This is a genomic window from Streptomyces sp. NPDC007929, from assembly GCF_042959065.1.
Classification (GTDB): domain Bacteria; phylum Actinomycetota; class Actinomycetes; order Streptomycetales; family Streptomycetaceae; genus Streptomyces.
Window position 1 is genome coordinate 39,317 of sequence record NZ_JBIBKD010000010.1, and the last position, 26,050, is coordinate 65,366.

The following is a 26,050-nucleotide window of genomic DNA, read 5'->3' on the forward strand; positions in this document are numbered from 1 at the left end:
GAGACGACCTGTCCTGGATGGTGCGGGACATCGTGGACAACGTCCCGAGAGCACGCAACGCCGTCGTGCTGTCGGCGGACGGCATCCCCCGGGGAGCCACGGACGGCATGACCGAGGCGGACATACGGACGATCTCCGCCGCGATGGCAGGAATGCAGTCACTGAGCCGGGCCACGGCCCAGTTCGCGGGAGCGGCGCGGGAGGCCCGATGGAACCAGACCATCGTCGAGTTCTCGCACGGCTGGGTCTTCCTCATCGGTGCGGGGCAGGGTGCCTTCCTGGCTGCCGCGGCGGAGCCCGACGTGGATCTGCAGCAGATCTCCTTCCGTATGCACCGGCTGGTCGCCCGCCTGGGCGGCAACCTCACGGCCGCGCCCAGGACGAGTGCCGGACGGGCAGCCGCGGGCGGCGGCGGGGGTGAGTCGCCGGGCCGGCCGCAAGCGGCGGTGTCTTCGGGCCTGGAACTCCCCGAGCTGGACCGGGCGGTCGCCGGCGTGCGGGGAGCGCGACACGCCGTGCTGCTCGACGACCGGGGCCTGCCCCGGGGAACGACGTCCGGGATCGGCAAGGACCTGGCGGACACCGTCTCCGCGGCGATGACCGGCCTGCACGCCTACAGCCGGGCCACGTCACGGTTCGCGGGGGGCCCGGACGACGGTCTGTGGCGGCAGACGGTCGTCGAGTTCCAGCACGGCTGGGTCCTCCTGACCGCGGCCGGTGACGACGCCTGTCTGGTCGCGGCCGCGGACCACGACTGTGACATGGAGGAGTTCGCCACCTCTCTGCACGAAGCGCTTCCCTCGCCCGGCGCGTCGGCATTGCCCGGCGAAGGGACGGGCGGCGATGTGTGACGGCCGGAACCGGGATCTGGAACTGACCTCCGATCTGGTTCCGCTGTTCGTCATCACGAAGGGGCGTGGTCTGCCCCCTCGGGACGTGTACTCGCACACCACTCTCGTGACCGCGCAGGAGGGCGCCCCGGTCGCGGCCCGCACCCTGCCGCCGGAGGCGCGCCAGGTCATGGAGCTGGTCACGGACGGCTTCCTGTCCGTGGCTGAGGTGGCGGGGCGTACGCGCCTGCCACTGGGCGTCGTGCGCATCCTCCTGGCGCAGTTGGAGGAGGGCGGTCTCATTCTCGTGCGGCCGCCGATACCACGCGCCCAATCTGTCGACCGTGAACTGCTCAGCGCCGTGATCGACGGCCTGAGAGCCATAGCCGGAGCGTGACACGTGCATCTGGATCCTGGTGTCTCCCACATCGCGAAGGTCCTCGTCGTAGGGCACTTCGGAGTCGGGAAGACCACCTGCATCGGCAGTATCTCCGAGATCGAGCCGTTGCAGACCGAAGAGGAGATCACCGAGGCCAGCGAGGGCTTCGACGACCTGGCCGGTACGCCGGAGAAGACCACGACGACCGTGGCCATGGACTTCGGCCGGCGGACCCTGAACGATCGGCTCGTGCTCTATGTCTTCGGGACGCCGGGGCAGGAGCGCTTCAAGGAGATGTGGGAGGGGCTGTCCCGGGGAGCCCTGGGAGCGCTGGTCCTGGTCGACCCCGAGCGGCTGGACCAGAGTTTCCCCGTCCTGGACCTGGTCGAGCGCTTCGGCCTGACGTACGCCGTCGGCGTCAACCGCTTCGACGGCACACCCGACTACCCGCTCGACGAGGTACGCGAGGCCTTGAACCTCCCGGCGCGGACGCCCGTCGTGCACTGCGACGTGCGCGATCGGCGATCGTCCGCGCATGCGCTCGTCGTCCTCGCCCAACACCTCATGTCCACGCTCGGCTAGGAGCCACGATATGCAGCACGACGCCCCAGCGAAAACACCAGTCCGTTGCCCTGCCCACCGCAACGTCCCGCTGTTCGGCCCGGAGTTCGGCGCCGATCCGCAACGTCACTACGATCAGCTGCGCCGGATGGGCCCGAGCGCTCCCGTGGACATCGCCCCGGATGTCGAGGTCGAGTTGGTCACCAGCTACGACGCCGCCCTGTCCATCCTGCAGAACCCCGCCTGGTTCGCCCGGGACTCGCGGCTGTGGAACGCGCTGAACGAGGGGCGGGTCCCGCGTGACAGCCCGGCCGTGCCGATGATGGGTCACCGCCCCAACGCGCTGTTCGCGGACGGCGCGGCGCACGCCCGGCTGCGCCAGGCGATCACGGACAGTCTGGCGACGATCGAGGAGATCCGCCTCGTCAGGCTGGTGCAGCGGTCAGCCGACTATCTGGTGAGCCGATTCGCGGACGAACCGCACGGGCGGGCGGAGTTGATGGCCGACTACGCGCAGCCGCTGCCCCTGCTGGTCTTCAGTGACCTGTTCGGCTGCCCGCCCGAGATCGGCGACCACGTCATCGCCGGGATCAGCGGCATCTTCGAAGGCGCTCCCGGTGCGGACGAGGAGCTGGGTGGTGCCCTGAGCGACCTGATCGCGCTGAAGCACCTGCGCCCAGGCGCCGACCTGACGACGCGGCTGCTGAACCACTCCGCGCGCTTGTCCGACGAGGAGGTGCTGCACCAGCTCGTCACCCTGCTCTCCGGCGGCACGCTGCCTTTGGCGGCAACCATCGGCACCAGCACCGCGCTGTACCTCGACGCGGACTGGCCTGCGGGTCTGCCCGTCGAGGACGCGATCATGAGAACGCTGTGGCACTACGCGCCGATCGCCAACTACGCAGCCCATTACCCGCGCCGAGACGTCGAGTTGGGCGGGCGGACCCTTCGGGCCGGCGACCCCGTCCTCATCTCCTTCGCGGGGGCCAACACCGATCCGAAACTGACCGAGCACCGCGAGCAGCTCAGCGCCAAGTCGCATCTGGCGTTCGGTGCCGGTCCGCACGCCTGTCCGGCCAAGGATCCGGCGTTCCTGATCGCGGTCCATGCCGTGGAGTCCCTGCTCAACCGGCTGCCCGACGTCATGATGGCCGCTAGCCTCGACGAACTCGGCTGGGCCCCGACGCCGTGGATCCGGTCGCCGGCGTCCCTTCCGGTCCGGTTCACTCCGCGCACGGTGCCGTCGGCCACGGAGAGGGAGGTCTCCGGGGCGCGGACGGTTCCGGGCGGGTCCGGGTTCCCCGCGGGGCGCCCGGGCGGGTCCGGGTTCCCCGCGGGGCGCGTCGACCTCGCGTCCGCGCCGCGGGTGACCGCGTCCGCGCCGCATCACGGCAAGGGGTTGTTCAGTCGCTTCCTGGCCTGGGCCAGGGGCAACTGACACATGAGTGCCGGTGAGCACTTCGGTGAGCAGTGAGGCCCATGGGGATACTGCGCCGGATGTTCTCGTCGTCCCGGGGGTATCGATGACGGCTGTGCTCAGAAAGGGGCCGTCATCATGCCGAATGTCACAACTCCGCCCTACGATCGCCGGATCGGTGTCCCCCTGCTGTCCCGTCTGCGGACGGAGCGGGGGCAGCAGGATCCCTTCCCGGTCTACGCGCGGCTGCGGTCGGAGGGCGCGGTGGTCCCCGCGCCGTGGGGTGGGTTCCTCGTGACCCGCTTCGATCTCTGCGACGAGGCACTGCGCTCCGGCGCCTGGCTGGAACCGGACCGGCACTGGCGGGAGAGACAGGGGCCGTCCGCCCGCTGGCTCGCCCCCTCGGCCCGGGAGATGAGCGGCACCCTGCCCGCTCTCAACCCTCCGGAGCACGCCATGGTGCGCCGGACGGCCGGCGCGTTCGACCGCGGCACGGTCGAGAGGATGAGCGAGTCCGTCACCCGGGTGACCGACGGCCTGCTCGACACTCTGGCCGACCGGCTGAGGCGGGACGGCGAGGCCGACTTCGTCGCGCTGGTCGGTGAGGAGTTACCCCTCGCCACCATCGGGGACTGGCTCGCCCTGCCGTCGGCCGACCGGCCGCGCCTGCGCGAACTGACCCACGAACAGGTCTTCGCCCAGGAACTCCTGCCCTCGGCCAGCCAGTTGGCCCGCTCCGATGCGGCCACGGCCGAACTGCGGACCTACTTCATGGAGCTGGTGCGCGAACGCCGCGCCCACCGGGGCCAGGACCCCGTCTCGCGGTGGATCTCGATCTGGGACGACCTGGAGCCGGACCAGGACAAAGCTGATGAGGCCGTCTACTACCTGGCCCTGTTCGTGCTGCTTGCCTCGCTGGAGACCACCTCCACCCTGCTGTCGACCATGACGCTCCTGCTGACCGAACGCCCGGAGCGGTGGAACCTCGTCGCCGCCCGCCCCGACCTGGCCTCCGCTTTCGTGGAAGAGACGCTGCGTTTTGACCCTCCCACGCACGTGATCTCCCGCGTCGCCGCCGCGGACTGCACCCTGGGGGGAGTCTCGGTCCGCGCAGACGAAACGATTCATCTCATGGTGGGGGCGGCCCACCGTGACCCGGCCAGGTACCGTGACGCCGACCGGTTCGACCCCTTGCGCGCGAGGCCGGCGCACCTCGCCTTCAGCAGCGGGATCCACTACTGCCTCGGTGCTCCGCTGGCCCGGCTGGAGGCCCGGATCCTGCTCCGTCGGCTGGTCGTTCGCCTCCCCCGGCTCACCGTCGTGCGCCGTCCCACGATGGCACCCCGGGTGGCGTTCCGGCGCCCGCTGAACCTCGACGTCGCCTTCGCATGACACACACGCCCCCTACCGAGGTCCCTGGTGCGGCCGTCCGGGTCGACCAGGACGGTCCCTTGCTGCACGTCCGTCTCAACCCGCCCGCGGGCGACACCGCGTTGGGCGGGGCCGCGGTCGATGCCCTCATCGTGGTTCTCGAGGAGCTTCATGAACGGCCGGACATCCGCGTCCTGGTGCTGTCGTCCCTGGGCGAGGATTTCTGTCCGGGAGCGGACCGGGACGAGTACCGGGCCGCTCTGGCCTCGGATCCGACAGGGGCCGCCCTGCGGCGGATCGCCGACAAGGCGCACCGTCTCTGCCAGGCCCTGGAGAACACCCACGCCATCACGATCGCCCGGCTGCACGGCAGGGTCATCGGCGCCGGACTCGCGCTCGCCGCGTACTGCGACCTGCGGGCAGGTGCGGACACCTGCCGGTTCCGGATGCCCGAGGTCGGTCTGGGCCTCCCGCCCGCCTGGGGCGGGGCCATGGGCCGTCTCATCGCCGAGGCGGGTTCCGCGCGAATCCGCGAACTCATGCTCACCTGCGAGGGGTTCGACGCGCTCACCGCCCGGAAGTTGGGCCTCTTGCACCGGGTGGCACCACTCGACCGGCTGGACCACGTCATCGGCACCTGGACGAAACCGCTGCTGCGACGCCCGCCCGAGGCGCTCGTCCTGACCAAACGCATGCTGGCGGGCTACGCCCGCGCCGAACGTACCGCCGATGCGGGGCTGTTGGACTCGCACTTGCTGGCGTCGCACCTCGCCGCGGCCCGACGCGGTGACGCGGCCACCCAGCGACCGGGGGGCCGCGGCGCTGGCACCCGGTAACCGGCGAAGCCGCGGCACGGGAACCCAGAAGGCGATAGGCGGCGGAAGCTCATGCCCCATGGCATGAGACCGGGTCGCCTCCCTGGCACCGGGGAGGCGACACCGCTCATGCCGGGCGAGCGATTCACCGGCCGTCCGACGCCTCGCCGATGCCCCCGTACGGCTGCCACCCGTCGACGACCGGCCTGACAACACAAGCAGCGCACCGGTAGGACCGAAGGAGGCCGGAACCCCTGGCCAGCCGGGCCCCTGGTGCCTCAACGGGCCCGGCTGGCCTCCTCGTTCGGGCGGTGACAGGCTCCGTCGAGCCACGGATGCCGGACGAACACTGAGCCCGGCGATCAAGGCGCCGCCGTACCGGATGAAGCCGGAATGGGCATGAACGCTCGGCCTGACCTTGCCGTACACGACGCAGTCGGGCGCAGACGGCAGCCTCGAGAAACATCGCGGATGTCTCGCACGCGACGAACGAGCCGCAACGAGCCTTGCAGGGAAGTTTTGAGGAGATCCATGAAGCGCAACGCACGAAAGCGCCGCACACCGCCGGCAGTCAAGGCGATAGCCACCTTGGCAGTCCTGGCGCTTGGGGGCGGACTGCTGGCGGCGAACTTCTACGCCTCGGCACACGAGCCGACGAACCAGGCAGGGACACGGACCAAGGCGGCATCGAATCGGATCGTGGCCATCACCTGTCCGGACGTCAGACCGAGACTGGGGACCGTGCCTCCCGCGATCCAAGGTGAAATCGACCGCGAACTGGCCGGTCTCGACCGCCAGACCACCGCCTTCAACCAGCGGCTGGCGGCTGCGGGAGAAGAACGGGCCAAGGACCCCCAGTTCATCGAGAATTCCCTCATCCGGCTGCTCCAGCGAAGCCGGACGACGGTTCTCCAGCGCATCCCGGTGAAGATCACGCAGGCGGGCGGTACCGCACCTGGAGATCTCCTCGATCTCGCCCGCTGCACCCCCGTGCCTGCCGGCCAGAACGACACCAGAGGTCAGCAGGACGGCGACGGTGGCCCGAAGGGCGGCGACGCAGGCGGGCAGGCCGGCATCGGGCCGACCGCGGCGGACTTCGTCGACATCACCAAGGTCCGTCCGAACGTACGCGCCAAGGCGGCGAACCGCCGAAACGCCTCCACCGGTACGTTCACGACGCGTTGCGGAGTGAACGCCAACAAGTTGCGCAACTCGGACAATGTAATCGTGGCGCCCGGCGTCACGAACGGTGCTCATCACACTCACGACTACGTCGGCAACCAGAAGATCGACGCGTTCTCCGACAACAGCAACTTCCTGCAAGGGGCGACCAGTTGCCGTAACCGGAACGACAAGTCGTCGTACTACTGGCCGGTGCTCCGTGTTCAGGACGGCACCCAGGAGGCGGACCACGACAAGCTCGGTGGTGGCAAGGAAGGCAACATCGGCCGGATCCTCACTCCGAAGCAGGTCGAGATCAAGTACGTCGGCAACCGGAACGGCAAGGTCGTGCCGATGCCGCAGTTCCTGCGGATCATCACCGGTGATGCCAAGACCACGACCAACGGACTGGCGAACGCCAACGCGAACTGGAGCTGCACCGGGTTCGAGGGCCGGGTGCAGCTGACCGAGCAGTACCCGATCTGTCCGCGGGGCAGCAACGTGGTGCGCACGTTCGCCTTCCAGAGCTGCTGGGACGGGAAGAACGCCGACAGTGCCAACCACCGTAGTCACGTCGCGTTCACCGACCGGAACGGCGTCTGCGCGAGCGGCTTCAAGGCGATCCCGCAGCTGACGATGCGTCTCGTGTACAAGGTCGCCCCGCCGACCATCGTCAACGGGCAGGTGAAGAACCCCTACGCGGTGGACGGCTTCCCCGAGCAGTTGCATAAGCCCGCCACCGATCACGACGACTTCATCAGCATCACGACCGGTAACCTGGCGCGCAAGATCGCCAAGTGCCTCAACAAGGGTCAGAGATGCGCATGAGCGGCTGACCGGCGTCGCTCACCTGTCCCGTGACGGCCCGTTGAGGTAGGGAGGCGGGCGGCTCGCCACGGGTCCCTGTGCCGACGGCTGTGGCCTCTGGTGGCTCCGCAGGTCAGCCGCCGGTCCGCAGGTCAGCCGCCGGTCCGCGGGTCAGCTCAGAGAGGTGGGCCGTCTCGGGGGCGGAACGGCCCGCAGCAGCTCCCACAGCGGCCGGGACCCGGAGGCCCACACGGCCAGGGTCTGGCGGTCCACCACGTGCAGCCGCTGCTGCTTGGCGAAGGTGACGGCCGGCCCGGTCACCCTGCCGTTGGTCACGATGACTGCGACGTCCGCGCCATGCACCGGGCGGGCGGTGCCGTTGAGGACCTGGAGGTCCGGTGTGCCCACCGCCGAGCCGCGGGCGCCGTTGCGACGGTGCTTGCACTGGATCACCCAGCGTCGCCCGAGCGGGTCGGTGGCTTTCACGTCCGCGCCCAGGTCGCCTCCCCCGCCGACGCGCTGCGCGTCCTGGCAGCCGTCTCGGCGCATCAGGTCCCGGACCGCCTCCTCGAATTTGGCGTGATGCAGCGCATCGAGCTGGGACAGTGCGTAACGCAGGCCCTGCGCCCGGACGGCCTCCCAGCGGGCCTGCTGTCGGCGGCTCGAGAGCCAGCCGATGCCGGCGAGCGCGGCGAGCACCAGGGCGATCAGAAGCACCCACCAGTGGGCCAGCAGCCAGTTCACCACCATCACCACCAGACCGATGACCGCCGCTGCCACCACAGCGAAGGCGATCAGCTGGGCGTCCTTCTGCTGCTGGCGCTTGCTCGGGCGCCGGGTACGCCGCCGTGCCGGCGGCCGCCGACGCGTCACCGGGCCCCCTCGGTCTCAGGAATCCGGACGGGATAGGACACCGTGGGCCGCGGCTGCTGGATCTGCGGCGGCGGGGCGTCGTCGAACCGGATCGGGTACTGCACCGTGGGCCGCGGGCGCGGAGCCTCACCCCCGCTGCCTGCCGTCGTACTGCCGTTGCCTAACGCCACCACGGCCAACGCGAAGCCGGCGAAGATCGTCACCTCGCGTCTGGCGCCCGGAGCCCATCTCGCATGTCCCCGCACGGGCGTCCCGTCAGAGCGCACGTAGTCCCGTACCCAAGGCATTACAGCCTCCCCCTCGAAGCCATACGACCAGAACCGCCCATGGTGGCAGCAGGCACTGACAATCGGTCCGCGCAGCAGCACTCGTGGTGATCAAGGAAGGCGAGAACAGGACGTTAAGTCCTCGACCTGGCGAAGGGTGTCAGCCAAGACGCCTTCGCCGGCTGTGTGGCGCCGGAGTATCTCGCCGATGCGGCGGAGTTCGGTGTCAGACGTCTCCGCTCCTGACTTCTCCGGCGAGTTGGCCCGCGCGGGCAGCGGGGCGCGCGAGTCGGCGAGTTCCGGCGCGAAGAGGACGACAGCGGCGCGGCGCAGCCGGATCTCCGCCGGGAGGAGGGCGGGTGTGGCCGGGTTATCGGCGGTCAGCATCCGCAGTGCCGGGTCGAGGGCGAGGCACGCCTGGGTGTAGGAGCCGATCCGGAACTGGAGGGCACCCAGATCACCGAGATCGGCGGCCGCACGGGCGGGCCTTGCCGCGCTCCAGATGGGCGACGGCGATGTTGAGCAATGGCGCGGCGGTCGTGACGTCCTGGCCCGGGATGCCGCCCGACGCCACTGCTTGTGCTGAGCCTTGCCCGTGAGAGGCCGACGCGGGGGTGGGGTGTGTGCCTCGGTGGAGGGCTGGCAGGTGGTCCTCGATCTCGTCGCAGAGGAGGGCTGGAATTGCCAGAACTCCGAAGGGGAAGAGGGTGCTTCCGGACGGAGTCGGGGGCGGGGTCGGTCTCGCCGTCGCCCGGCTGGCCATCGGGCGCGAGCTGCTTGTGATCGGCACCGGGAGCACCGCCAAACGGGAGCATGCCGAGGCCACAGGGGTGCGGTTCATCGACTACGCCGCCGAGGACGTCGCCGCCGCGGCACGCGAGCTGGTTCCGGACAGCTTCGACGGGATCATCGACCTGGCCGGAGGCACCTCGCTGCGGACAGTCGCTCCGCTGGCCCAGGACCCCCGCAACGTCATCGCCGTGGGTGATATGTCTGTGCCCGATCTCGGTGGGCGGTTCGTCGAGCGCCGCGTCGACCGCGAGAACCTGGAGCGGTCGGCCCAGCTGGCCCTCGACGGGCTCCTCACGCCCGTCGTCACCGCGGTCCATCCGCTCTCCGACGCCCCGGCCGGCCTCGCTACCCTCGAGAGCGGTCATACCTCGGGCAAGGTTGAACGTCATCACCGCCGTCGATCTGGTCGTCGGCGAGCCGATCCCCGGCAACACCACCAGCCCCTGCACCCTGTCCACCGAGACGGTCAGGACGTTCTCACCGAGCCCCGCGCCGCCGCGTCCGGCCTCGGCCGCCTGAATGCCCTTGCGGGGGGGGGCGGTTCGAACCATGCCGACTGCAGTGCGTTGTGCCATTCATATGATGACCGCATGGGCGTGTGCATGGAGGTCCTGATCGTTGACTGGGCCTATCTGGAGGGGGTACCGGCTGGACAGCGGGAGGACCTGGTCGAGCAGGCCGCGTTCGGACCGGACGATGCTTACGACTACGACCCCCCGTCGGGGTGGACATGGCCTGATTCCACGCAAGCCCGGTGGTGGGCTCGCTATGAGTTCCTCGACACCATGACCTCGTACAAGGCGCATTTCTGGGCCGGCGAACGCTGGGACGAGCTGCGCGCGTTCGTCGATGCGCCACTGCGGGACGCCCTTGACCAGTTCAGTGCTCCCCTGTTCTGGGATGGCTCCGCATACGCGTCACAGACGTCGAACTTCTCTCCTGCTGTGGAGTCGGGCGCTTGCGACTGGGCTTCTCGGAACGATGTCATGCTCTGGCTGCTGCCGCAGGAGGTGGTGGCGCTGCATCGCTTCTGGGGCCTGGTCGAGCCGCACCTTGGCTCACTGCATGAGCCCTTCGACCGCCACCTCACCGAACCCATGGGCTGGATCCAGGACTTCCCAGCGTTCTCACGGCTCGTCGCCGAGTGGGGCGACGTCGTCAGCCAGGCCGCCCGCCGCGACTGGGCCGTGATCGGCCTGCGAAGCTGAGCAGTTGCGGCCGGCACCGGATGCGGACAACCACACCGGCCTGGACAGAAGTGCTGCCACCAGGGCCGGAACCAGCGGCAGCGGGGCGGGGGCGACACTCCTGTGCCGTCACGGCCGTTGCCACCGCTGGTATGAGGTTCAGCCCGCGTAGCGGGCCACTGCCTCCTCGATCCCTGTCGCGTCCGCGTCCTCCGCCGCCCAGGCCACGTATCCGTCGGGTCGTACCAGGACGGTCGTCCGGCGGTCGCTCGCCCAGTGCTCCGTGGTCAGCCACTCCTCGTGGGCGCCGGGGCCTTCGTACGTCCCGGGTGTGATCAGCACGAACCGGCCGCCGCGCAGCGCCTCGTGGAGTCGGCCGTCCTTCAGGGCGATGTCCGGGGCGCGGGTGCCGGTGAGATGGTGGGTGCCGCGGGGGGCGGGGTAGGCGTAACCGATGCCGGTGATCTGACCCAGGGCCTTGCGCTGGACGGGTGGGGTCATGTCGACGAACGCGGAGACCAGGGCACGGGCGGCGCGCAGCAGCGGGTTGCGTGCGCGGGCCAGCCTGACCAGTCCGCCGCTGCTGCGCAGTACCGCCCTGCCGACCGGGTGGCGCTCGGCCTCGTAGCTGTCGAGGAGTCCCTCGGGTGCCCGGCCCTGGACGGCCGCGGCGAGCTTCCAGCTCAGGTTGGCGGCGTCTTGGAGGCCGGTGTTCATGCCCTGCCCGCCGGCGGGTGAGTGGATGTGCGCGGCGTCCCCGGCGAGGAAGACCCGGCCGACCCGGTAGTGCGGTGCCTGGCGCTCGTCACTGTGGAAGCGGGAGAGCCAGCGGGCGTCGTGCATGCCGTAGTCGGTGCCAAGGGCCCGGCGGGTGATCTCCTTGACCTCGTCGAGGTCGAGCGGGGCGTCGTCGGAGACCTCGTTGCGGCGATTCCAGCCCATGACGCGGTACCAGCCGTCGCCGAAGGAGGCGATCATCGCGAAGGCGTCGCCGCGGCCGTTGACGGTGAGAACACCGTCGGGCTTCTCGGCCAGCCGGACATCGGCCAGGATCAGCGACTTGATGACCGAGACACCGGGGAAGTCCAGGCCGATCGCCCTTCGCACGGCGCTGTGCTGACCGTCGGCACCGACGACGTAGGCCGCCCGGCGGGTGACAACCGTTCCGTCCGCGCCGCGCACGTCGAGGTCGACCCCCTCGGGGTCCTGCCGCAGCCCTACGACCTCACTCTCGTACGCGAACTCGACCCCAGCCTCCCGGGCCCGCCGCTCCAGGAGCCGCTCGACCTCGTACTGCGGGGTGATGAGCAGGAACGGGAAGCGCGAGGGCAAGGTGCTCAGGTCGAGGGAGAGGCGGTGGAAGAGCCGCAGGCCGGTGATGGTGTCGCCGGTGGTGAGGAGTTCGTCGGCGAGGCCGCGGGCGTCGAGCTGCTCCAGGGTGCGGGCGTGCACCCCGAAGGCGCGGGAGAGGTTGCTGATCTTGTGCGGCCGCTTCTCGACGAGGGTCACGGGGACGCCGGCCGTGGCCAGGTCACCGGCCAGGAGGAGGCCGGTGGGGCCGGAGCCGACGACGATCACGGTGCGGTGGGCGGCGGTGCCGTTCATGGGGCCTCCTGTGACCGGGCTTGCTTGCCATCGTCCACTTGCCGAGATGGACGTGCCAACACGTGTTGGCCAACGTTCGTTGACGAAGGTAGCGAGACGGCGAGACGCCTGTCAACACTTGTTGGCAAACGGCTGTTGGCGAACACTTGTTGACCTACGACTGTTGGCCTACGCTTGTTGGCATGAACGGCAGCAACAGCACCTCCCCGGTTCCCGGCTCCGGCGCCCCACGCCGTTCCGACGCCACCCGCGGCGCGATCCTCGCCGCGGCCCGGGAGCGCTTCGCGACCGACGGCTATGAGCGAGCCACCATCCGCGCCATCGCCAAGGACGCGAACATCGATCCTTCGATGGTGATGCGGTACTACCGCAACAAGGAGGGCCTCTTCGCGGCGGCCGTCACCATCGACCTGCGGCTGCCGGATGTGAGCGGGACGGGCAGCCGACAGGACGCAGGTCGCATCCTCGTCGAGCACTTCCTCGACATGTGGGACAACAACGACGTCCTCACAGCCCTGCTGCGGGTCGGCGTGACCAACCCGGCCGGGGCGGAGCGCATGCAGGGCATCCTGCGCGACCAACTGCTGCCGGTCGCCCGACAGGTGTGCCCCGACCCCGAGCAGGTCCCGGCACGGGCCGCACTCATGGCGTCGCAGCTCCTGGGGCTGGCGCTCACGCGGTACGTGCTGCGAATGCCTCCGGCGGTGGGGCTGGCGCGGGCGGAGATCGTGGCATGGCTGGCACCGACGATCCAGCGGTACCTGACCGCGCCAAGTCCCTGAGGTCGGCTGAGCGTTCGTATCCGCCAGGGTTGGGGCTGACCTCGTCCTTGACCGCGATCGGCACCTCGCGGGGCCGAGAACCGTGCCGCGGTCAATTAGGGCCGCCAGGGCACGTATCTACGGTCGCGGTGCGGCGAGTAGCGTCCGGCGCAAGCTGCCGGGGATCCGCGCCGGGGCCGCGAGGTCGTCGCCGGCACCTGATTGCCAGAACCTCGCCCGGCAACTCGACCGGCTTGCGGCCCGTTCAGGGCCTCGCCGCCCCCGTCCAGGAGTTCACACGGGCCAGCACCTCCTGGGAAGCTCGCCTCCGCGCGGGCGTCACAGCAACGTTCCCGCTGGACGCCGCGGCGCCGAGTTGGAAGACGCCCTGGGCGCAGCCCGAAGCAGGCTGCCCTTAGATGGTGTATCAGGTCAGCACAAGGGTGTCGCCGAGTCGTACGCATCCCGCCTCTGTGACTGTGGCCAGCGCGTCCAACCGCATGTCGTGTGCCTGTGCGATGGCCCGAAGGATCTGCGGGGAGTGCGGCAGGTCCTGTTGGGCCTCGTTGGTCATCACGCACCGCTCGCTGGAGCGCTCGAACCGGATACGCAGGGTGTCGCCGATGCGCGCAGTACTGCCGAACCACTCATCTTCCACGAACGCAGGTGTGCCAGGCGGTGTCCGCAGCAGCAGGTTCGGCCGGAACCGGCGCTCGTCGACCGGCACACTTGGAACGGCTGCGCGGACCCAGTCGAGGGTGGCAGTGGTCAGCAGACTGAGAGGGAGCTGGTCGAAATGCGAGACATCATCCTCCCGTGCCACTTCGACGTCACCGCGGTCCAGGTATCGCCGCACATAGACACTGGGGTCCGCCACCGGCACGCCGTCCGGATCCAGCAGCTCGGGCCCCTTCGTGACCACTCCTGCGGGGTACCGGGAGCGCAACTGCAACAGCCCGGGCATGCGCCGGAAGCGGCGCGTGTGCTTGCCTGAGCCGAACTTGCCCTCGGCGTCCCGCACCGCGTAGAGCCGGTCACCCACCAGGCCCCGGGCATCGACGGCCGCCTCGTCCAGCGATTCACCGCCGGTGGACTTGATGGGGTACCGCCATATCCGCTCGATCGTTCCGAGCACCGGGCCCATGTCCCTCCCTCTCGTCACAATGGCCTGGTCAGACCATGTCTGACATCTGTGATGTTCCTCATTGTCGACGATGTCACACAACCCACTACGCCGAGGCCGGAAAACGGATCGGGCTGTTGGCTCCCTGCGGTGTGGAACAGCCGCCGCTGGAAGGCCTCCACGGAGCAGCGGACCGGGCAGCGCGGTCCCCCAAGGGCTTCTGCGCGCCGTCTCCAACCCCACGCGCCACCGGATCATGGCCGTGCTCCGCTTCGAGCCGGCGACGATCACTCAGATCGCCGAGCGGGTGGGCCTTGCGAAGGGGAGTTCCAGCTATCACGTCCGGCTGCGGGAGCGGGCTGGTCTGGTGAAGGTGGTACGGACGCGGAAGGGTGCGGGGAGTCACCGAGCGGTACTGCACGATGGCCGCGCGGTCGGTCGTGCTGCCGGATCCCGGTGAGGGAGGGCCGGATGGGCTGATGCGGCATGCGGTGGCGGGCCTGGAGGCGTCACCGGCCTGCCGCTTGCCTCGGCTGGTGGTGCGACGCGGGTGCCGGGTCGGCCCCCGCGATCCCACGAGCCTCCGTGTCGTGCGGGCCCCCTGCGCCTACCGGTTGACGGACCGCATCCCTGCCTCGTCGTACCGCTCACCGGCCGCCTCGGGCAACTCGACGTCGATGCGGGCCAGATCGTCCTTCGTCAGTTCGATGTCGACGGCGGCGGCGTTCTGCGTCAGGTAGGTGCGTCGCTTGGTGCCCGGGATCGGCACCAGGTCCTCGCCCTGGGCCAGCACCCAGGCGATGGCCAGCTGAGCCGGCGTCACGTCCTTCTCGGCGGCGATCTCCTTCACCTTCGCCGCCAGCCGCAGGTTCGCCTCCAGATTGGCGTCCTGGAAGCGCGGGTTCTGACGGCGCCAGTCATGGGCGTCCAGGTCGTCCGGCGAGGCGAACCGCCCGGCCAGGAAGCCGCGACCGAGGGGCGAATACGGTACGAAGCCGATGCCCAGCTCCCTGCAGGCCGGCAGCACTTCGGCCTCCACGTCCCGCGACCACAGCGAGTACTCGCTCTGCACGGCCGTGACGGGGTGCACGGCGTGCGCGCGCCGGATGGTCCGGGCACTCGCCTCGCTCAGCCCGATGTGGCGCACCTTGCCCTCGGCGACCAGTTCGCCCAGCGCGCCGACCGTTTCCTCGATCGGCACATTCGGGTCGACCCGGTGCTGGTAGTAGAGGTCGATGTGGTCGGTTCCCAGACGCTTCAGGGAGCCGTGGACGGAGCTGCGGACGTGTTCGGCCGAGCCGTCCTGCGGGCCGACCGTGTTGATGTCGCCCGGTACGGCGTCGTCCATCCGGTAGTTGAACTTCGTCGCGATGACATAGTCGTCGCGGCGCCCCCGGATCGCCTCGCCGACGAGGGACTCGTTGGTGAGCGGGCCGTACATCTGCGCGGTGTCCAGGAAGTTCACCCCGAGGTCGAGGGCGTGCCGGATCGTCGCGACGCCCTCCTTCTCGTCGGCGGTTCCGTAGAAGGCGGACATGCCCATGCAGCCCAGGCCGATGGCCGATACCTGCAATTCCCGCAGACTACGCTTCTGCATGTCGTGTCCCAGCCTTCCCTGCACGGTTGATCGTCCTTCGGACGGCACGAGGCCTCCGGTCCATCCAGGCACAGCTGCCGTCCCCCGGCATCCCAGGAGGGGCGGGCACCGGGACGGTCTCGTGCGCCGTCGTGTCCTCGACGTTATGACTTCGAGCGCACTCCATCGCAAGTGAGGTGCGAGGAAGGCCTGGCTTCTGGTCGGGCACCGCACCCGTGTGACGCTTCCGGGCTTGGGGGTCCCCGCGGGCGCCAGGCAGGACGCGCGGCAATGTCGCCCCCTGCGCGAAAAGCAGCGCGGGCTGTCTGCGCCGCTCGTACGGATGGTTCCTTCGATCATTCAGAGCACAGTCGGGCCTTGGCGATACGGCGCGAGGGCTAGGTTCCTCCCGGCTGGATGCGTCCTGCCTCTTCTCCGTCCGTGCATGTTTGCTGATCGAGGACTGATGGCGACACACACTGAGCCGGTTGCACCTGTACCCGCGGTGGAGCGCCGCGGCAGGGGGAAGGTGATCGTTTCCTGGCTGACGACCACCGATCACAAGAAGATCGGGCATCTGTATCTGATCACGTCGTTCGCGTTCTTCCTGGTGGGTGGGGTGCTGGCGATGGTGATCCGGGCGGAGCAGGCCCGGCCGGGGTTGCAGATCGTCTCCAACGAGCAGTACAACCAGGCGTTCACGATGCACGGCACGATCATGCTGCTGCTGTTCGCTACACCCACGTTCGCCGGTTTCGCCAATGCGATCATGCCGCTGCAGATCGGCTCCCCCGACGTCGCCTTTCCCCGGCTGAACATGTTCTCGTACTGGCTGTTCGCCTTCGGTGGCCTGATCGTGTTGTCCAGCTTCCTCACTCCGCAGGGGGCGGCCGACTTCGGCTGGACCGCCTACACGCCGCTGAGCGGCGGTGAGCGCACCGCCTATGTCGGGGGTGATCTGTGGCTCATGGGACTGGCGCTGGCGGGTTTCGGCACGATCCTCGGTGCGGTCAACTTCATCACCACGATCATCTGTATGCGTGCTCCCGGCATGACCATGTTCCGGATGTCGATCTTCACCTGGAACGTGCTGCTCACCTCGGTACTGGTGCTGTTCGCCTTTCCCGTTCTGGCCGCGGCTCTGTTCGCGCTGGAGGCGGACCGGAAGTTCGGAGCGCACATCTTCGATCCGGAGAACGGCGGGGCGGTCCTTTGGCAGCACCTGTTCTGGTTCTTCGGTCATCCTGAGGTGTACATCCTGGCGCTTCCGTTCTTCGGCGTGATCACCGAGATCATCCCCGTCTTCGCGCGTAAGCCGATCTTCGGGTACACCGGGCTGATCGGCGCCACCGTCGCCATCGCCGGGCTGTCGGTGACGGTGTGGGCCCATCACATGTTCGCGACCGGTGCGGTGCTGCTGCCGTTCTTCTCCTTCATGACGTATCTGATCGCCGTGCCGACGGGCGTGAAATTCTTCAACTGGATCGGCACGATGTGGCGGGGCTCGCTGTCGTTCGATCCTCCCATGCTCTGGGCGGCCGGATTCCTGGTCACCTTCCTCTTCGGTGGCCTGACCGGCGTGATCCTGGGCTCTCCGCCGCTGGACTGGCACGTCACCGACAGCTATTTCGTGGTCGCCCACTTCCATTACGTACTGTTCGGCACGATTGTTTTCGCGATGTTCGGCGGATTCAGTTTCTGGTGGCCGAAAATGACCGGGACCATGCTCGATGACCGTCTCGAGAAAATTCACTTCTGGACGCTGTTCGTCGGTTTTCACACCACCTTTCTGGTGCAGCACTGGCTCGGCGCCGAAGGAATGCCCCGCCGCTACGCCGACTATCTGGCCGCCGACGGATTCACCGCCCTCAACACCGTCTCCTCCATCGGCGCGTTCCTGCTGGGCCTGTCCACCCTGCCCTTCCTCTACAACGTGTGGCGGACCGCCCAGAAGGGCGAGAAGGTCGAGGTCAGCGACCCTTGGGGGTATGGGCGTTCACTGGAGTGGGCGACCTCGTGCCCTCCCCCGCGGCACAACTTCGTGACGCTGCCGCGCATCCGCTCCGAATCCCCCGCCTTCGACATGCACCATCCCGATGTGGCCCAGCTGGATGAAGCCGAGAACACCGGGCGACGTGATGCGGTGGATGCCGAAGGGCACAAGGGCGAGCGGCAGTGAGACGCGTCCGACGCCCGGCGCCGACCGGTGAGGGGGGCCGTGGGCTGGCCGAGGAGGCCGAGGGCTTCCTCCTCGCCCAGGCGCATTGTGACCAGGCTCGGCGCGAGGCGGAGGACATCTGCGCGCGGATGCCGTGGCTGACCACCGCCCAGGCCGAGGAACTCACCGGTCATTACGTACGTCGGCGCCTCGACGTCACCCGTGACCTGCTGCGCACCACGGCCTTGCGGGCCGGCCAACTACGGCAGGAGTACGAAGCCCGCTACGTCGGCTTGCGCCGTGCCCTGCTCAGACGCCACGCGGCCGGCGTCTGCGCTCTCCTGGTCTGCCTCGGCGGAGCCGGCGCGCTGGCCCGCTTGCTCACACGCTGACCCGCCTGGGCACACGCTGACCGGCCTGGGCACACGCTAACCGGCCGCATGCAGCGATGGCTCCGCACCTGTCGGCTGAGTGCCCGGCCGGCTTCATGTGCTCATCGGTCGGCGCGCTCTGCCTGCCCCCCCGTCCTGCCTCCTTCCTGTCCGAAGGGCGCAGCGCCAGAGGCGGACAGCCGAACGGCCTAACGGCCCAACGGCCCGCCCGAAGGAGCGTGCCTCCCGCCGCAAAGGCCGCTGCGGTGGCCGGGACCACCGGATGGCTGAAACATGGTGCCGGTGGCGCCCTGTCACGGCATGCAGCGTGATGGCAGGGGTACTTCGTCCGCCTCACCCCCCATTCTCACGAGGAGCGTCCGGTGACCTTCAATCCGTTGGAGCAGCGGGGTATCCCGCTGGACCGCCAGCTGCGCAGCTGGCGCGAGCTGAACGTGGATCCCATCGACCCGGACCACTGCGACCCCTACACCCGCTGCCGCATCATCACCATGAACGGCATCGAGGTGGAAGCGATCCTCTTCAGCCACCAGCTGGCCCGGAACACCGTCGATCCTGAGGTCAAGCGGCAGCTGGCGCGGGTGCGCTACATCGAGGCGCAGCAGCAGAAGGTCGTGAACTGGCTGCTCCCGGGTGTCTCCTCGGTGCTGGAGACGACGATCGCCTACGAGCAGGTGGCGGTGGACCTGACGGCGTGGGTGGCACGGATGGAGCCGGACCCGTACCTGAAACAGGCGTACCAGTTCGGCGTGCTGGAGGACTTCGACCATCTGTACCGGTACGCCAACCTCTACGAGATGATCGAGCACCGCAAGGCGGAGTCGATCGTCGAGGGTCTCACGGAGGTCATGCCCGGCCGTCCCACGCGGTTCCACCACCGCGACCCGGTCGACAACGTCCGCGACCCGTACGCCAAGGACCAGACCGACCCGCTGTCCAAGCTGCACGCCCTGACGATCATGTCGGCGGAGCAGCAGACCATGAACTTCTACATGAACACCGGCCCCACCTACATGGAGCCGATCGCCCGCCAGCTCTACCAGGAGATCGGGCTGATCGAGGAGGAGCACGTCACCCACTACGAGTCCCTCGTGGACCCGGGTGAGACGTGGTGGGAGCAGCTGGTCAACCACGAGTACAACGAGTGCTACCTCTATTACTCGTTCATGGAGCAGGAGAGCGACCCCAAGGTCAAGGCGATCTGGGAGCTGCACCTGAACATGGAGCTGGAGCACCTGCACGCCGCCTGCGACCTGATGCGCCGCCACGACGGCCGCGACCCTGCCTCGGTTCTCGCTCCCGAGTTGCCCAACGTGCTCACCTTCGAGCCGAACAAGGGATACCTGCGCGAGTTGCTCGACACGCAGATGGATCTCACCACGCTCGGTGCCGGCTATGTGCGTGAGGCGCACGAGCGGTTCGAGAAGATGCAGGAGCAGATCCACGGCGGGGAGGCGCCCCCCAGCGACCGGGTCATGACCGAGCACGACGAGATGTTCGGCCGCGAGTACCGCGTCCAGACCGAGGGCGAGCACCCCGACCCCGCGCAGCGCGAGAAGTAGGAGGCCGGGATGTCCGAGCTGAAGACTCCGCACGCCGGGGACGACAACGCCGAGGACGACGACGTCGTCGCACTGCTGATGCGCCAGCACGGTGACATCCGCAACCTCTTCGACGAGGTCGAGGCGACCAAGGGCGAGGAACGCCGCGACGCTTTCCGGCGCCTGGTGCGTCTGCTGGCCGTTCACGAGACCGCTGAGGAAGAGGTCGTCCACCCCTTCGCGCGGAAGCGCTTGCCCGGCGGCGAGCGGGTCGTGGAGGAACGGCTCGCCGAGGAGAAGGCGGCCAAGGAGACCTTGAGCGCCCTCGACGACCTGGACACCGACGATCCGAAGTTCATGCCGCAGCTGCTGAAACTGCGCAAGGACGTCCAGGAACACGCCCGAGCCGAAGAGCGCTACGAGTTCACGCACATCCGCCGCAGCACCGACACCACCGAGCTCGCCGCCCTGGCCAAGGCGATCAAGGCCGCCGAGGCGATGGCACCCACCCGGCCTCACCCGGGTGTCGAGTCCGGGGCGAAGAACATGGCCCTCGGTCCGGTCGCGGCTCTCATGGACCGCACCAAGGACGCGGTCCGCAAGGCACTGAGCGGAGACTGACACTGCGGCGCCCTGGCCGGCCGCTCCCTCCGAGGGGCGGCCGGGGGGCTGGTGCCTTCCCGTGTCCACCGGTGCCGGTCTGGCGGCCCTCCGGACCGGCGGACGACGGGGCGGCGGCGTCAGGCCGGGGCGGCGAGCGGCGGGTGCTCGAGTACGCGGGGCCTGTACTCGACGAGCTGGATGCGGCCGTCGAAAGTGCGGTGTCCGATCATCTCGAGGCCGACGTCCGGATAGCCGTCGTAGATGCGCTCCGCACCCGTGGCTCCGGTGATCACCGGGAACATCACGACCCGGAACCGGTCGACGAGTCCGGCTCGCAGCAAGGAGCGGCACAGACTGAGGCTGCCGATCGTGCTCAGGAGCCCTGAGCCGTTCGCCTTCATGGCGCGGACCGCCTCGACGGCGTCGTCGCGGACCAGCGTGCAGTTGGCCCACGTCAGCGGTTCCTGGAGTGAGGAGGAGAACACCACCTTGGACGCTTGAGTGAGTTCGTCCACGGAGGCCTCTTCCTCGGGCCTGAAGTCGTCTTGGCCACTCGGGACCTCGCCTGCGGCGAAGCCGGACATCAGGCGGTACGTGTTCGCTCCCATCAGGTAGGTGACCTCGGGCTGCTCTTTGAGCCATGCGAGGTACTCCGGGCCTTCCAGGCCCCAGAACCCGGGCCATCCCTCTCCCGATGCGTAGCCGTCGAGGGAGGTGATGAAGTCGACGAGAAGCTCCGACATGGCGGTGTCCTTTCCTGGGTGTCACGAGCTTGGACCTTCCGGGAGCCGGAAACTCATCGGCCGCGCGTGGGGTGTGGGAGGGCGCACGCGGTGTGCAATGGGGCATGGGGTGTGCGCTCGGATGCGTCTGCATGGAACGTGCGCTCCCTGCCCTTACGCGGGCTGCCGGGGGCAGGGTGGGGGTTGCCCGGGGGCTGCTGTCCTGGCGCGACGTCCGGGAGAGGTGGGTGTGCCGGGTGGGCAGGGCGTGGTGCTCCCGCGCGGGGGCCGACATGCGCTGGTGTAGGGACAGGCGTGGCCGGTGCGGCCGGTCTGCCGCACCGGCCGGAGCCGGATCGTCCCGGGTGCCGCCGACGGGGTCGCGTGGGCGCCCACCTGCCCCGTGCCGCCCGTGCCGCCCCCGCCGACCGCTACCGCTCCGGGAGGACCCGTGCCGCAGGACATGGACTTCGATCTCCCCGACGACATGGGGATCAGCCCCGACCTCGAAGGCGCCCGCCGGCACAACCTGGACTGGGTGCGCCGCACCGGTCTGGTCGGTGATGACCGGTCCCTGGCCTGGTACGTCTCCTGGGACATGCCTCGCCTGGCCGCGCTCGGCTTCCCGCATGCCCGGGGCCCGGCCCTGGACCTGCTGGCGGACGCGATGGGGTTCTTCTTCGTCTTCGACGACCAGTTCGACGGTCCCCTCGGCCGGGACCCCGCCGAGACCGCCCGTGTCTGCCAGGTGCTGGTCGACATCGCGCACGGCGCCCCGCCGCCGCCCGGCGCGGACCCCTGCACCAGGGCGTTCGCCGACATCCGGACCCGCAGCACCGAAGGGGCCCACCCGGCCTGGACCGCCCGTACCGCGCACGAATGGGAGTACTACTTCGCCGCGCAGGCCCACGAAGCGCGGGGGCGTCTGCGCGGCACCCCGGCCGACCTCGCCGCCTACTTCCAGGTCCGGCGTGGCATCGCCGCCACCGATCTGCCCCTCTCCCTCGGGGAACGCGCGGCCGGCCTCACCGTCCCCGCGTCCGCCTTCCACAGTCCTGAGCTGCGCCTCATGCGCCGGGACGCCATCGACGTCACCCTCATGTGCAACGACGTGTACTCCCTGGAGAAGGAGGAGGCCCGCGGCGACATGGACAACGTCGTCCTGGTCCTTGAACGGGCCCGGCTCCTCCCCCGCCGCGAAGCCCTCATCGCGGCCCGGGAGGAGGTGGACCGGCGCGTGCTGCGTTTCCAGGACCTGGCCGGACAGGTGCCTGCCGTCTGCGCGCAACTCGGCCTCTGCGAGCGGCAGCGGGCCGACGTCGCCTGTTATGTCCGCGTCATGACCGCGTGGATGAGCGGCTACCACGCCTGGCAGAGCGGCACGCAGCGCTACCGCGATGCGCTCCGGGTCGTGCCGCCCTCCGGCCCCGGTCATCTCGGTCAGTTCTTGCACACCGACGTCCGCCGGCCACCGCGTCCCGGGTCGGGGTCGTCCCCGTCTCGGTGATCGAGGAGGCGCGTAGCAGGGGTGGGGTCGAACCCGGCCCCGAGACCCGCCGCCCGACCCGTCATATGATCTTGCGGCCGTGAACGGGGAGGACGAACAGCATGACGCGGAGCGACAAGCACCGGCGGAAGAAGCAGAAAGACGGGGAGTCGGAGGAAGGGTGCTGCATGGTCAGCCCGACCCGGTCGGCGTGCTGCCCCTACACGCCCACCTGCTCCACCTATGCCGTACAAGCCCTGCACCGCCACGGCGCCCTGCGCGGCGGCCGGTTGGTCCTGTCCCGTCTGCTGCACTGCCGGCCGGGTGCCGCCCGCCGACGGGGCCGGCTGGACCCGGTGCCATCGAGTCGCGGCTGACCGCTCCCCCGCGTTCGCCTGCCCGAGCCGGCGTGCGACCGGCCAAACCGCTGCATGACTGAACTACCCGGCGCCCTGAGGCCGTTCGGCGTGCTCTGTCCACGTGCGGTGGCAGTTGAGACTCGCGGGACCGGCGCTTCTCACGGAGTCATCGGGGCCCCCGTCCGGCCGGGCCGGCGCTTGAGCGGACTTTGGTGGCTGTCTTAAGGCTTCTTGAAGATGACCTTCGAACAGAGGTCTCAGCCCCGCCCGGGTCCTAGGCTCTCGAGCACCCCCCACAGGTCCGGTGGCCGCGATCGCGGCCACCGGATTCGGGGCCGAGTCAGCCAACCGACCAACCGAGGTGTCCTGCATGGGTTCCCGCCGAGCCGCTCGCCCGTCCCGCTTCCACGCCCGTCCCAGCAGCGGGCCGAAGACGCGTGGTCCCGCGCTGGTGATGGGAGCAGTCGCCGCGCTCGCGGGCGTCGGGATCACCGTGGCCGTGGTCAGCGGCGAGGACGGCGACGCGTCGGACCGGGTGGTCGCGAACAGCACGGACCGGACGCCGAACGCGGGAGATGCCGACGACGGGGCGGCGGCGCTCGCCTCTGCCTCGGCGAGCCCGAGCACCTCGGCGAGCGGCTCGCCGAGCGCGAAGCCGAAGGACGAGCGAAAGGAGTCGGCCGACCCCACTCCCCGCGCGCGGAAGACGACCGTCCCCGCCTCGAAGACACCCTCGCCGACCGCGGCGAAGAACGGTGGCGGCGGGGCGGCGGGTGGGTCCGGCGGCGAGCGGCCGGGCAGCGGTGGTTCGGGCTCCGGGGCGGGCTCGCAGTCCGGTGGCGGGCCCGAGGCCCAGGTGCTCGCGCTGGTCAACAAGGAGCGTGGCGCGGCGGGTTGCTCGCCCCTCACGGCGAACGACCGGCTCACTCGGGCCGCAGACGACTACAGCGACGTCATGGCGCGCAGCGGTGTGATGTCCCACACCGGGCCCGACGGCTCGACGATGACGACCCGGGTCGAGGCCGCCGGGTACCAGTGGTCGAACCTGGGCGAGAACATAGCCCGGGGCCAGGCCGACGCCGCCTCGGTGATGAAGTCCTGGATGAACAGCCCCGGGCACCGCGCGAACATACTCAACTGCTCCTTCAAGGAGCTCGGCGTGGGCGTCCACTTCGGGGACGGCGGCCCCTGGTGGACGCAGAACTTCGGCGCCGGGCGCTGACCCCGGCTGCTCCGCTTCCTCTCACCGTGCCCCGTCGCCTTCGGCGCCGCCCGCGTCGGCCAGTACGAACGACACCCGCACCCGGGCGCCGCCCAACGGCGCCCGGGTGATGGTCAGTTCACCCTCCGCCGTGCGGGCCGCCCGGGCCACGATGTCCAGGCCCAGACCCGTCGAACCTCCGACGCTGACACCTCGCGTGAGCGCTGCGTCGGGGTCGGCCACGCCCTCTCCCGCGTCGTCGACCGTGAGGTACACGTGCCGGTCCGCCCGCTCCACGCGCACGGCGAAGGCGGTGCCTTCCGGGGTGTGCCGGAAGACGTTGCCGATGAGGGCGTCGACGACGGCGGCGAGGTCGTCCTCGGGGAAGGCGACGGGCACCAGCCGCGGTGTGAGGGAGCGCTCCAGGGGCCGCCCCTGTTGGGTGGCGAGGACCGACCAGAAGTCCAGGCGCATGGCGACCACCTCGGCGACGTCGCACGCCTTCGCCGCACCGGACGCCGCTCGGGACGGGTGCGCGGACGCCAGTGGCGTACGGGCCGCGGCGATGATCGAGTCCAGTTCGCTCTCCAGCTGACCGGCCGCCTCCGCGACCCGGCGGGCGCTGGGCGTCGACCCCATCCGGTCGGCCTCCAGGTACAGCGCGGTCAACGGGGTGCGCAGCCGGTGTGAGAGGTCGGCGACCAGTTCGCGTTCCACTGCGAGCAGGTCCAGGACACGGTCGGCCATGGTGTTGAACGCCGCACCGGCCTCTTGAAGTTCGGGCGGGCCGTCGGGTTGGACCCGTACGTCCAGGTCGCCGGAGCCGAGGGCCAGTGAGGCGCTCTTGAGGCTGCGTGACGACCGTACGACGCGGGCGCCGAGCCGGTCGGCGACGAGCACCGAGCCGCCGACCAGACCCAGCGCGAGCAGCGCCATGACGCCCCAGGACGCGGCCACGCCCCGGGTGAGGTCGGCAGCGGGGACGAAGGCTTCCACGACCGCGACCCGGTCGCCCTGCAACACGACGGGCTGGAGGTAGACCCAGCCGCCGGAGGTGTCCACGGCCAGCGTCTCGCGCCCGCGTACGGCGCGGTCGAGCGCGTCCCTGGGCGCGTGCGGGGTGCCGACGAAGTCGCCGTCGGGCAGCCGTACGACGAGCTGGTCGGAGGAGCCGAGCTCGGCGACGGCCTGCTGTACGTCGGCGCGCCGGGTGGTGAGGGCGAGGACGGGAGACAGGGCGGACGCCCGCTGCTCGGCGGCGGTGGTGGCCCGGTCCCGTACCTGTTCGCGCACGAGGAGGGCGAGGGGGATGAGGAAGGACAGGGCCACCATGGAGGTGACGGCCAGGGCGATTCCGGCGAGGGCACGTCTCATGGCGAGCTGACCAGCTTGATACCCAGGCCGCGAACGGTGTGCAGATAGCGGGGCTTTCGGGCCTTCTCCCCCATTTTGCGGCGGAGCGCGGAGAGGTGGACATCGACCGTCTGGTCCTCGACGTACGGCTGCTGCCACACCTCGGCGAGTATGCGCTGCCGGGTGACGACCTGGTCGGCGTGGGCGGCGAGGTAGGCGAGCAGGTCGAACTCGCGGCGCGTCAGGGGCAGTTCCCGGCCGGACAGGTGCGCGGTGCGTGCGGTCGGGTCGATGCGCAGGTCCGCCACCTGAAGGACGGGCCGCCGGGCCGCCTGTACGTCAGCGGGTACGGACCGGCGCAGCACGGCGGCGAGCCGGGCGGCGAGCTGGCCACCGGAGAAGGGCTTGACCAGGTAGTCGTCGGCCCCCGCGTTGAGCAGCCGGATGATCTCGTTCTCGTCGTCGCGGGCGGTGGCGACCAGGACCGGTACGCGGGAGATGCCCCGGATCATGCGCAGTACGTCGAGGCCGTCGATGTCGGGCAGCCCCAGGTCCAGCACCACGATGTCGGGCGGGCTCTGGGTGATCTCGCGCAGCGCCTCGAATCCCTGGTGGGTGGTCCTGACCGCGTAGCCGTGCCCGGTCAGGACCTCTATCAGCGCGGCCCGGATGACGGGGTCGTCCTCGACGACAAGTACGGAGGCCATGAGC

General features: G+C 69.8%; 23 protein-coding genes and 1 pseudogene. 17 read left to right on the forward strand and 7 right to left on the reverse strand.

What is annotated here, in order from left to right:
• Positions 1-17 precede the first annotated feature (17 nt).
• The 7 genes from ACFZDE_RS30255 to ACFZDE_RS30285 all read left to right on the forward strand — a co-directional run bounded on the left by ACFZDE_RS30255 (position 18) and on the right by ACFZDE_RS30285 (position 7,362).
• A complete protein-coding gene (locus ACFZDE_RS30255) occupies positions 18-851 on the forward strand; it encodes a roadblock/LC7 domain-containing protein (protein ID WP_391205689.1) in 834 nt (277 codons plus the stop codon).
• Complete coding sequence (locus ACFZDE_RS30260) at positions 844-1,227, forward strand: DUF742 domain-containing protein (RefSeq protein ID WP_391205139.1); 384 nt, start codon at positions 844-846, stop codon at positions 1,225-1,227. Before ACFZDE_RS30255 ends, ACFZDE_RS30260 begins: the two co-directional genes overlap by 8 nt.
• 3 nt (positions 1,228-1,230) lie before the next feature.
• Entirely contained in the window at positions 1,231-1,791 is a 561-nt protein-coding gene (locus ACFZDE_RS30265; protein ID WP_391001815.1) for an ATP/GTP-binding protein, read from the forward strand.
• Positions 1,792-1,801: 10 nt separating this feature from the next.
• The gene (locus ACFZDE_RS30270) at positions 1,802-3,208 is read left to right on the forward strand and encodes a cytochrome P450 (RefSeq protein WP_391205142.1); all 1,407 of its coding nucleotides are present in this window, start codon (positions 1,802-1,804) and stop codon (positions 3,206-3,208) included.
• Positions 3,209-3,325: 117 nt separating this feature from the next.
• A complete protein-coding gene (locus ACFZDE_RS30275; RefSeq protein WP_391205145.1) occupies positions 3,326-4,579 on the forward strand; it encodes a cytochrome P450 in 1,254 nt (417 codons plus the stop codon).
• Positions 4,576-5,394 (forward strand): enoyl-CoA hydratase-related protein, encoded by an 819-nt coding sequence (locus ACFZDE_RS30280; protein ID WP_391205148.1) that lies wholly within the window; start codon positions 4,576-4,578, stop codon positions 5,392-5,394. Before ACFZDE_RS30275 ends, ACFZDE_RS30280 begins: the two co-directional genes overlap by 4 nt.
• A 510-nt stretch (positions 5,395-5,904) precedes the next feature.
• On the forward strand, positions 5,905-7,362 hold the full coding sequence (locus ACFZDE_RS30285) for a DUF1996 domain-containing protein (RefSeq protein WP_391205151.1): 1,458 nt from the start codon (positions 5,905-5,907) through the stop codon (positions 7,360-7,362).
• 150 nt (positions 7,363-7,512) lie between these two features.
• On the opposite strand, the gene ACFZDE_RS30290 is transcribed toward ACFZDE_RS30285, so the two are convergent.
• Positions 7,513-8,214 (reverse strand): restriction endonuclease, encoded by a 702-nt coding sequence (locus ACFZDE_RS30290; protein WP_391205154.1) that lies wholly within the window; start codon positions 8,212-8,214, stop codon positions 7,513-7,515.
• Positions 8,215-9,187: 973 nt separating this feature from the next.
• Here ACFZDE_RS30290 and ACFZDE_RS30295 point away from each other — a divergent pair.
• Complete coding sequence (locus tag ACFZDE_RS30295) at positions 9,188-10,480, forward strand: zinc-binding dehydrogenase (protein WP_391205157.1); 1,293 nt, start codon at positions 9,188-9,190, stop codon at positions 10,478-10,480.
• Between the two features lie 138 nt (positions 10,481-10,618).
• Here the strand turns inward: ACFZDE_RS30295 and ACFZDE_RS30300 are convergent, their stop codons facing one another.
• The gene (locus tag ACFZDE_RS30300; protein ID WP_391205160.1) at positions 10,619-12,064 is read right to left on the reverse strand and encodes an FAD-dependent monooxygenase; all 1,446 of its coding nucleotides are present in this window, start codon (positions 12,062-12,064) and stop codon (positions 10,619-10,621) included.
• A gap of 182 nt (positions 12,065-12,246) precedes the next feature.
• On the opposite strand from ACFZDE_RS30300, the gene ACFZDE_RS30305 reads away from it, so the two are divergent.
• The gene (locus tag ACFZDE_RS30305; RefSeq protein ID WP_391205163.1) at positions 12,247-12,846 is read left to right on the forward strand and encodes a TetR family transcriptional regulator; all 600 of its coding nucleotides are present in this window, start codon (positions 12,247-12,249) and stop codon (positions 12,844-12,846) included.
• Between the two features lie 406 nt (positions 12,847-13,252).
• Here the strand turns inward: ACFZDE_RS30305 and ACFZDE_RS30310 are convergent, their stop codons facing one another.
• Entirely contained in the window at positions 13,253-13,969 is a 717-nt protein-coding gene (locus ACFZDE_RS30310; protein ID WP_391205166.1) for an MOSC domain-containing protein, read from the reverse strand.
• A gap of 199 nt (positions 13,970-14,168) precedes the next feature.
• Between ACFZDE_RS30310 and ACFZDE_RS30315 the strand changes: the two are divergent.
• Positions 14,169-14,463 (forward strand): annotated as a pseudogene (locus ACFZDE_RS30315) (ArsR/SmtB family transcription factor); the annotation flags it as partial.
• A gap of 92 nt (positions 14,464-14,555) precedes the next feature.
• Here ACFZDE_RS30315 and ACFZDE_RS30320 read toward each other — a convergent pair.
• Positions 14,556-15,545 (reverse strand): aldo/keto reductase, encoded by a 990-nt coding sequence (locus ACFZDE_RS30320; RefSeq protein ID WP_391205169.1) that lies wholly within the window; start codon positions 15,543-15,545, stop codon positions 14,556-14,558.
• Between the two features lie 445 nt (positions 15,546-15,990).
• On the opposite strand from ACFZDE_RS30320, the gene ctaD reads away from it, so the two are divergent.
• The 4 genes from ctaD (at position 15,991) to ACFZDE_RS30340 (ending at position 20,236) form a co-directional block, all read left to right on the forward strand.
• Positions 15,991-17,703: a cytochrome c oxidase subunit I gene (gene ctaD / locus ACFZDE_RS30325; RefSeq protein ID WP_391205172.1), complete on the forward strand. Its 1,713-nt coding sequence runs from the start codon at positions 15,991-15,993 to the stop codon at positions 17,701-17,703.
• Complete coding sequence (locus tag ACFZDE_RS30330; protein ID WP_391205175.1) at positions 17,700-18,074, forward strand: hypothetical protein; 375 nt, start codon at positions 17,700-17,702, stop codon at positions 18,072-18,074. The genes ctaD and ACFZDE_RS30330 overlap by 4 nt, the downstream gene beginning before the upstream one ends.
• 362 nt (positions 18,075-18,436) lie before the next feature.
• Complete coding sequence (locus ACFZDE_RS30335; RefSeq protein WP_391205178.1) at positions 18,437-19,636, forward strand: hypothetical protein; 1,200 nt, start codon at positions 18,437-18,439, stop codon at positions 19,634-19,636.
• 9 nt (positions 19,637-19,645) lie between these two features.
• Positions 19,646-20,236 (forward strand): hemerythrin domain-containing protein, encoded by a 591-nt coding sequence (locus ACFZDE_RS30340; protein WP_391205181.1) that lies wholly within the window; start codon positions 19,646-19,648, stop codon positions 20,234-20,236.
• Between the two features lie 119 nt (positions 20,237-20,355).
• Here the strand turns inward: ACFZDE_RS30340 and ACFZDE_RS30345 are convergent, their stop codons facing one another.
• Positions 20,356-20,961: a dihydrofolate reductase family protein gene (locus ACFZDE_RS30345; RefSeq protein WP_391205184.1), complete on the reverse strand. Its 606-nt coding sequence runs from the start codon at positions 20,959-20,961 to the stop codon at positions 20,356-20,358.
• A 430-nt stretch (positions 20,962-21,391) separates the two neighbouring features.
• On the opposite strand from ACFZDE_RS30345, the gene ACFZDE_RS30350 reads away from it, so the two are divergent.
• From ACFZDE_RS30350 to ACFZDE_RS30360, 3 genes are all read left to right on the forward strand, one after another.
• Positions 21,392-22,447, forward strand: a complete 1,056-nt coding sequence (locus ACFZDE_RS30350; protein ID WP_391205187.1) for a terpene cyclase — start codon at positions 21,392-21,394, stop codon at positions 22,445-22,447.
• 101 nt (positions 22,448-22,548) lie between these two features.
• Positions 22,549-22,803 carry a membrane protein insertion efficiency factor YidD gene (gene yidD, locus ACFZDE_RS30355; RefSeq protein ID WP_391205190.1) on the forward strand — a complete coding sequence of 85 codons (255 nt, stop codon included), beginning with the start codon at positions 22,549-22,551 and terminating at the stop codon, positions 22,801-22,803.
• A 352-nt stretch (positions 22,804-23,155) separates the two neighbouring features.
• The gene (locus tag ACFZDE_RS30360) at positions 23,156-24,007 is read left to right on the forward strand and encodes a CAP domain-containing protein (RefSeq protein WP_391205193.1); all 852 of its coding nucleotides are present in this window, start codon (positions 23,156-23,158) and stop codon (positions 24,005-24,007) included.
• Between the two features lie 21 nt (positions 24,008-24,028).
• On the opposite strand, the gene ACFZDE_RS30365 is transcribed toward ACFZDE_RS30360, so the two are convergent.
• Both ACFZDE_RS30365 and ACFZDE_RS30370 read right to left on the reverse strand, forming a co-directional pair.
• Entirely contained in the window at positions 24,029-25,360 is a 1,332-nt protein-coding gene (locus tag ACFZDE_RS30365; RefSeq protein WP_391205196.1) for an ATP-binding protein, read from the reverse strand.
• The gene (locus ACFZDE_RS30370; RefSeq protein ID WP_391001774.1) at positions 25,357-26,046 is read right to left on the reverse strand and encodes a response regulator; all 690 of its coding nucleotides are present in this window, start codon (positions 26,044-26,046) and stop codon (positions 25,357-25,359) included. Before ACFZDE_RS30370 ends, ACFZDE_RS30365 begins: the two co-directional genes overlap by 4 nt.
• Positions 26,047-26,050: the final 4 nt, after the last annotated feature.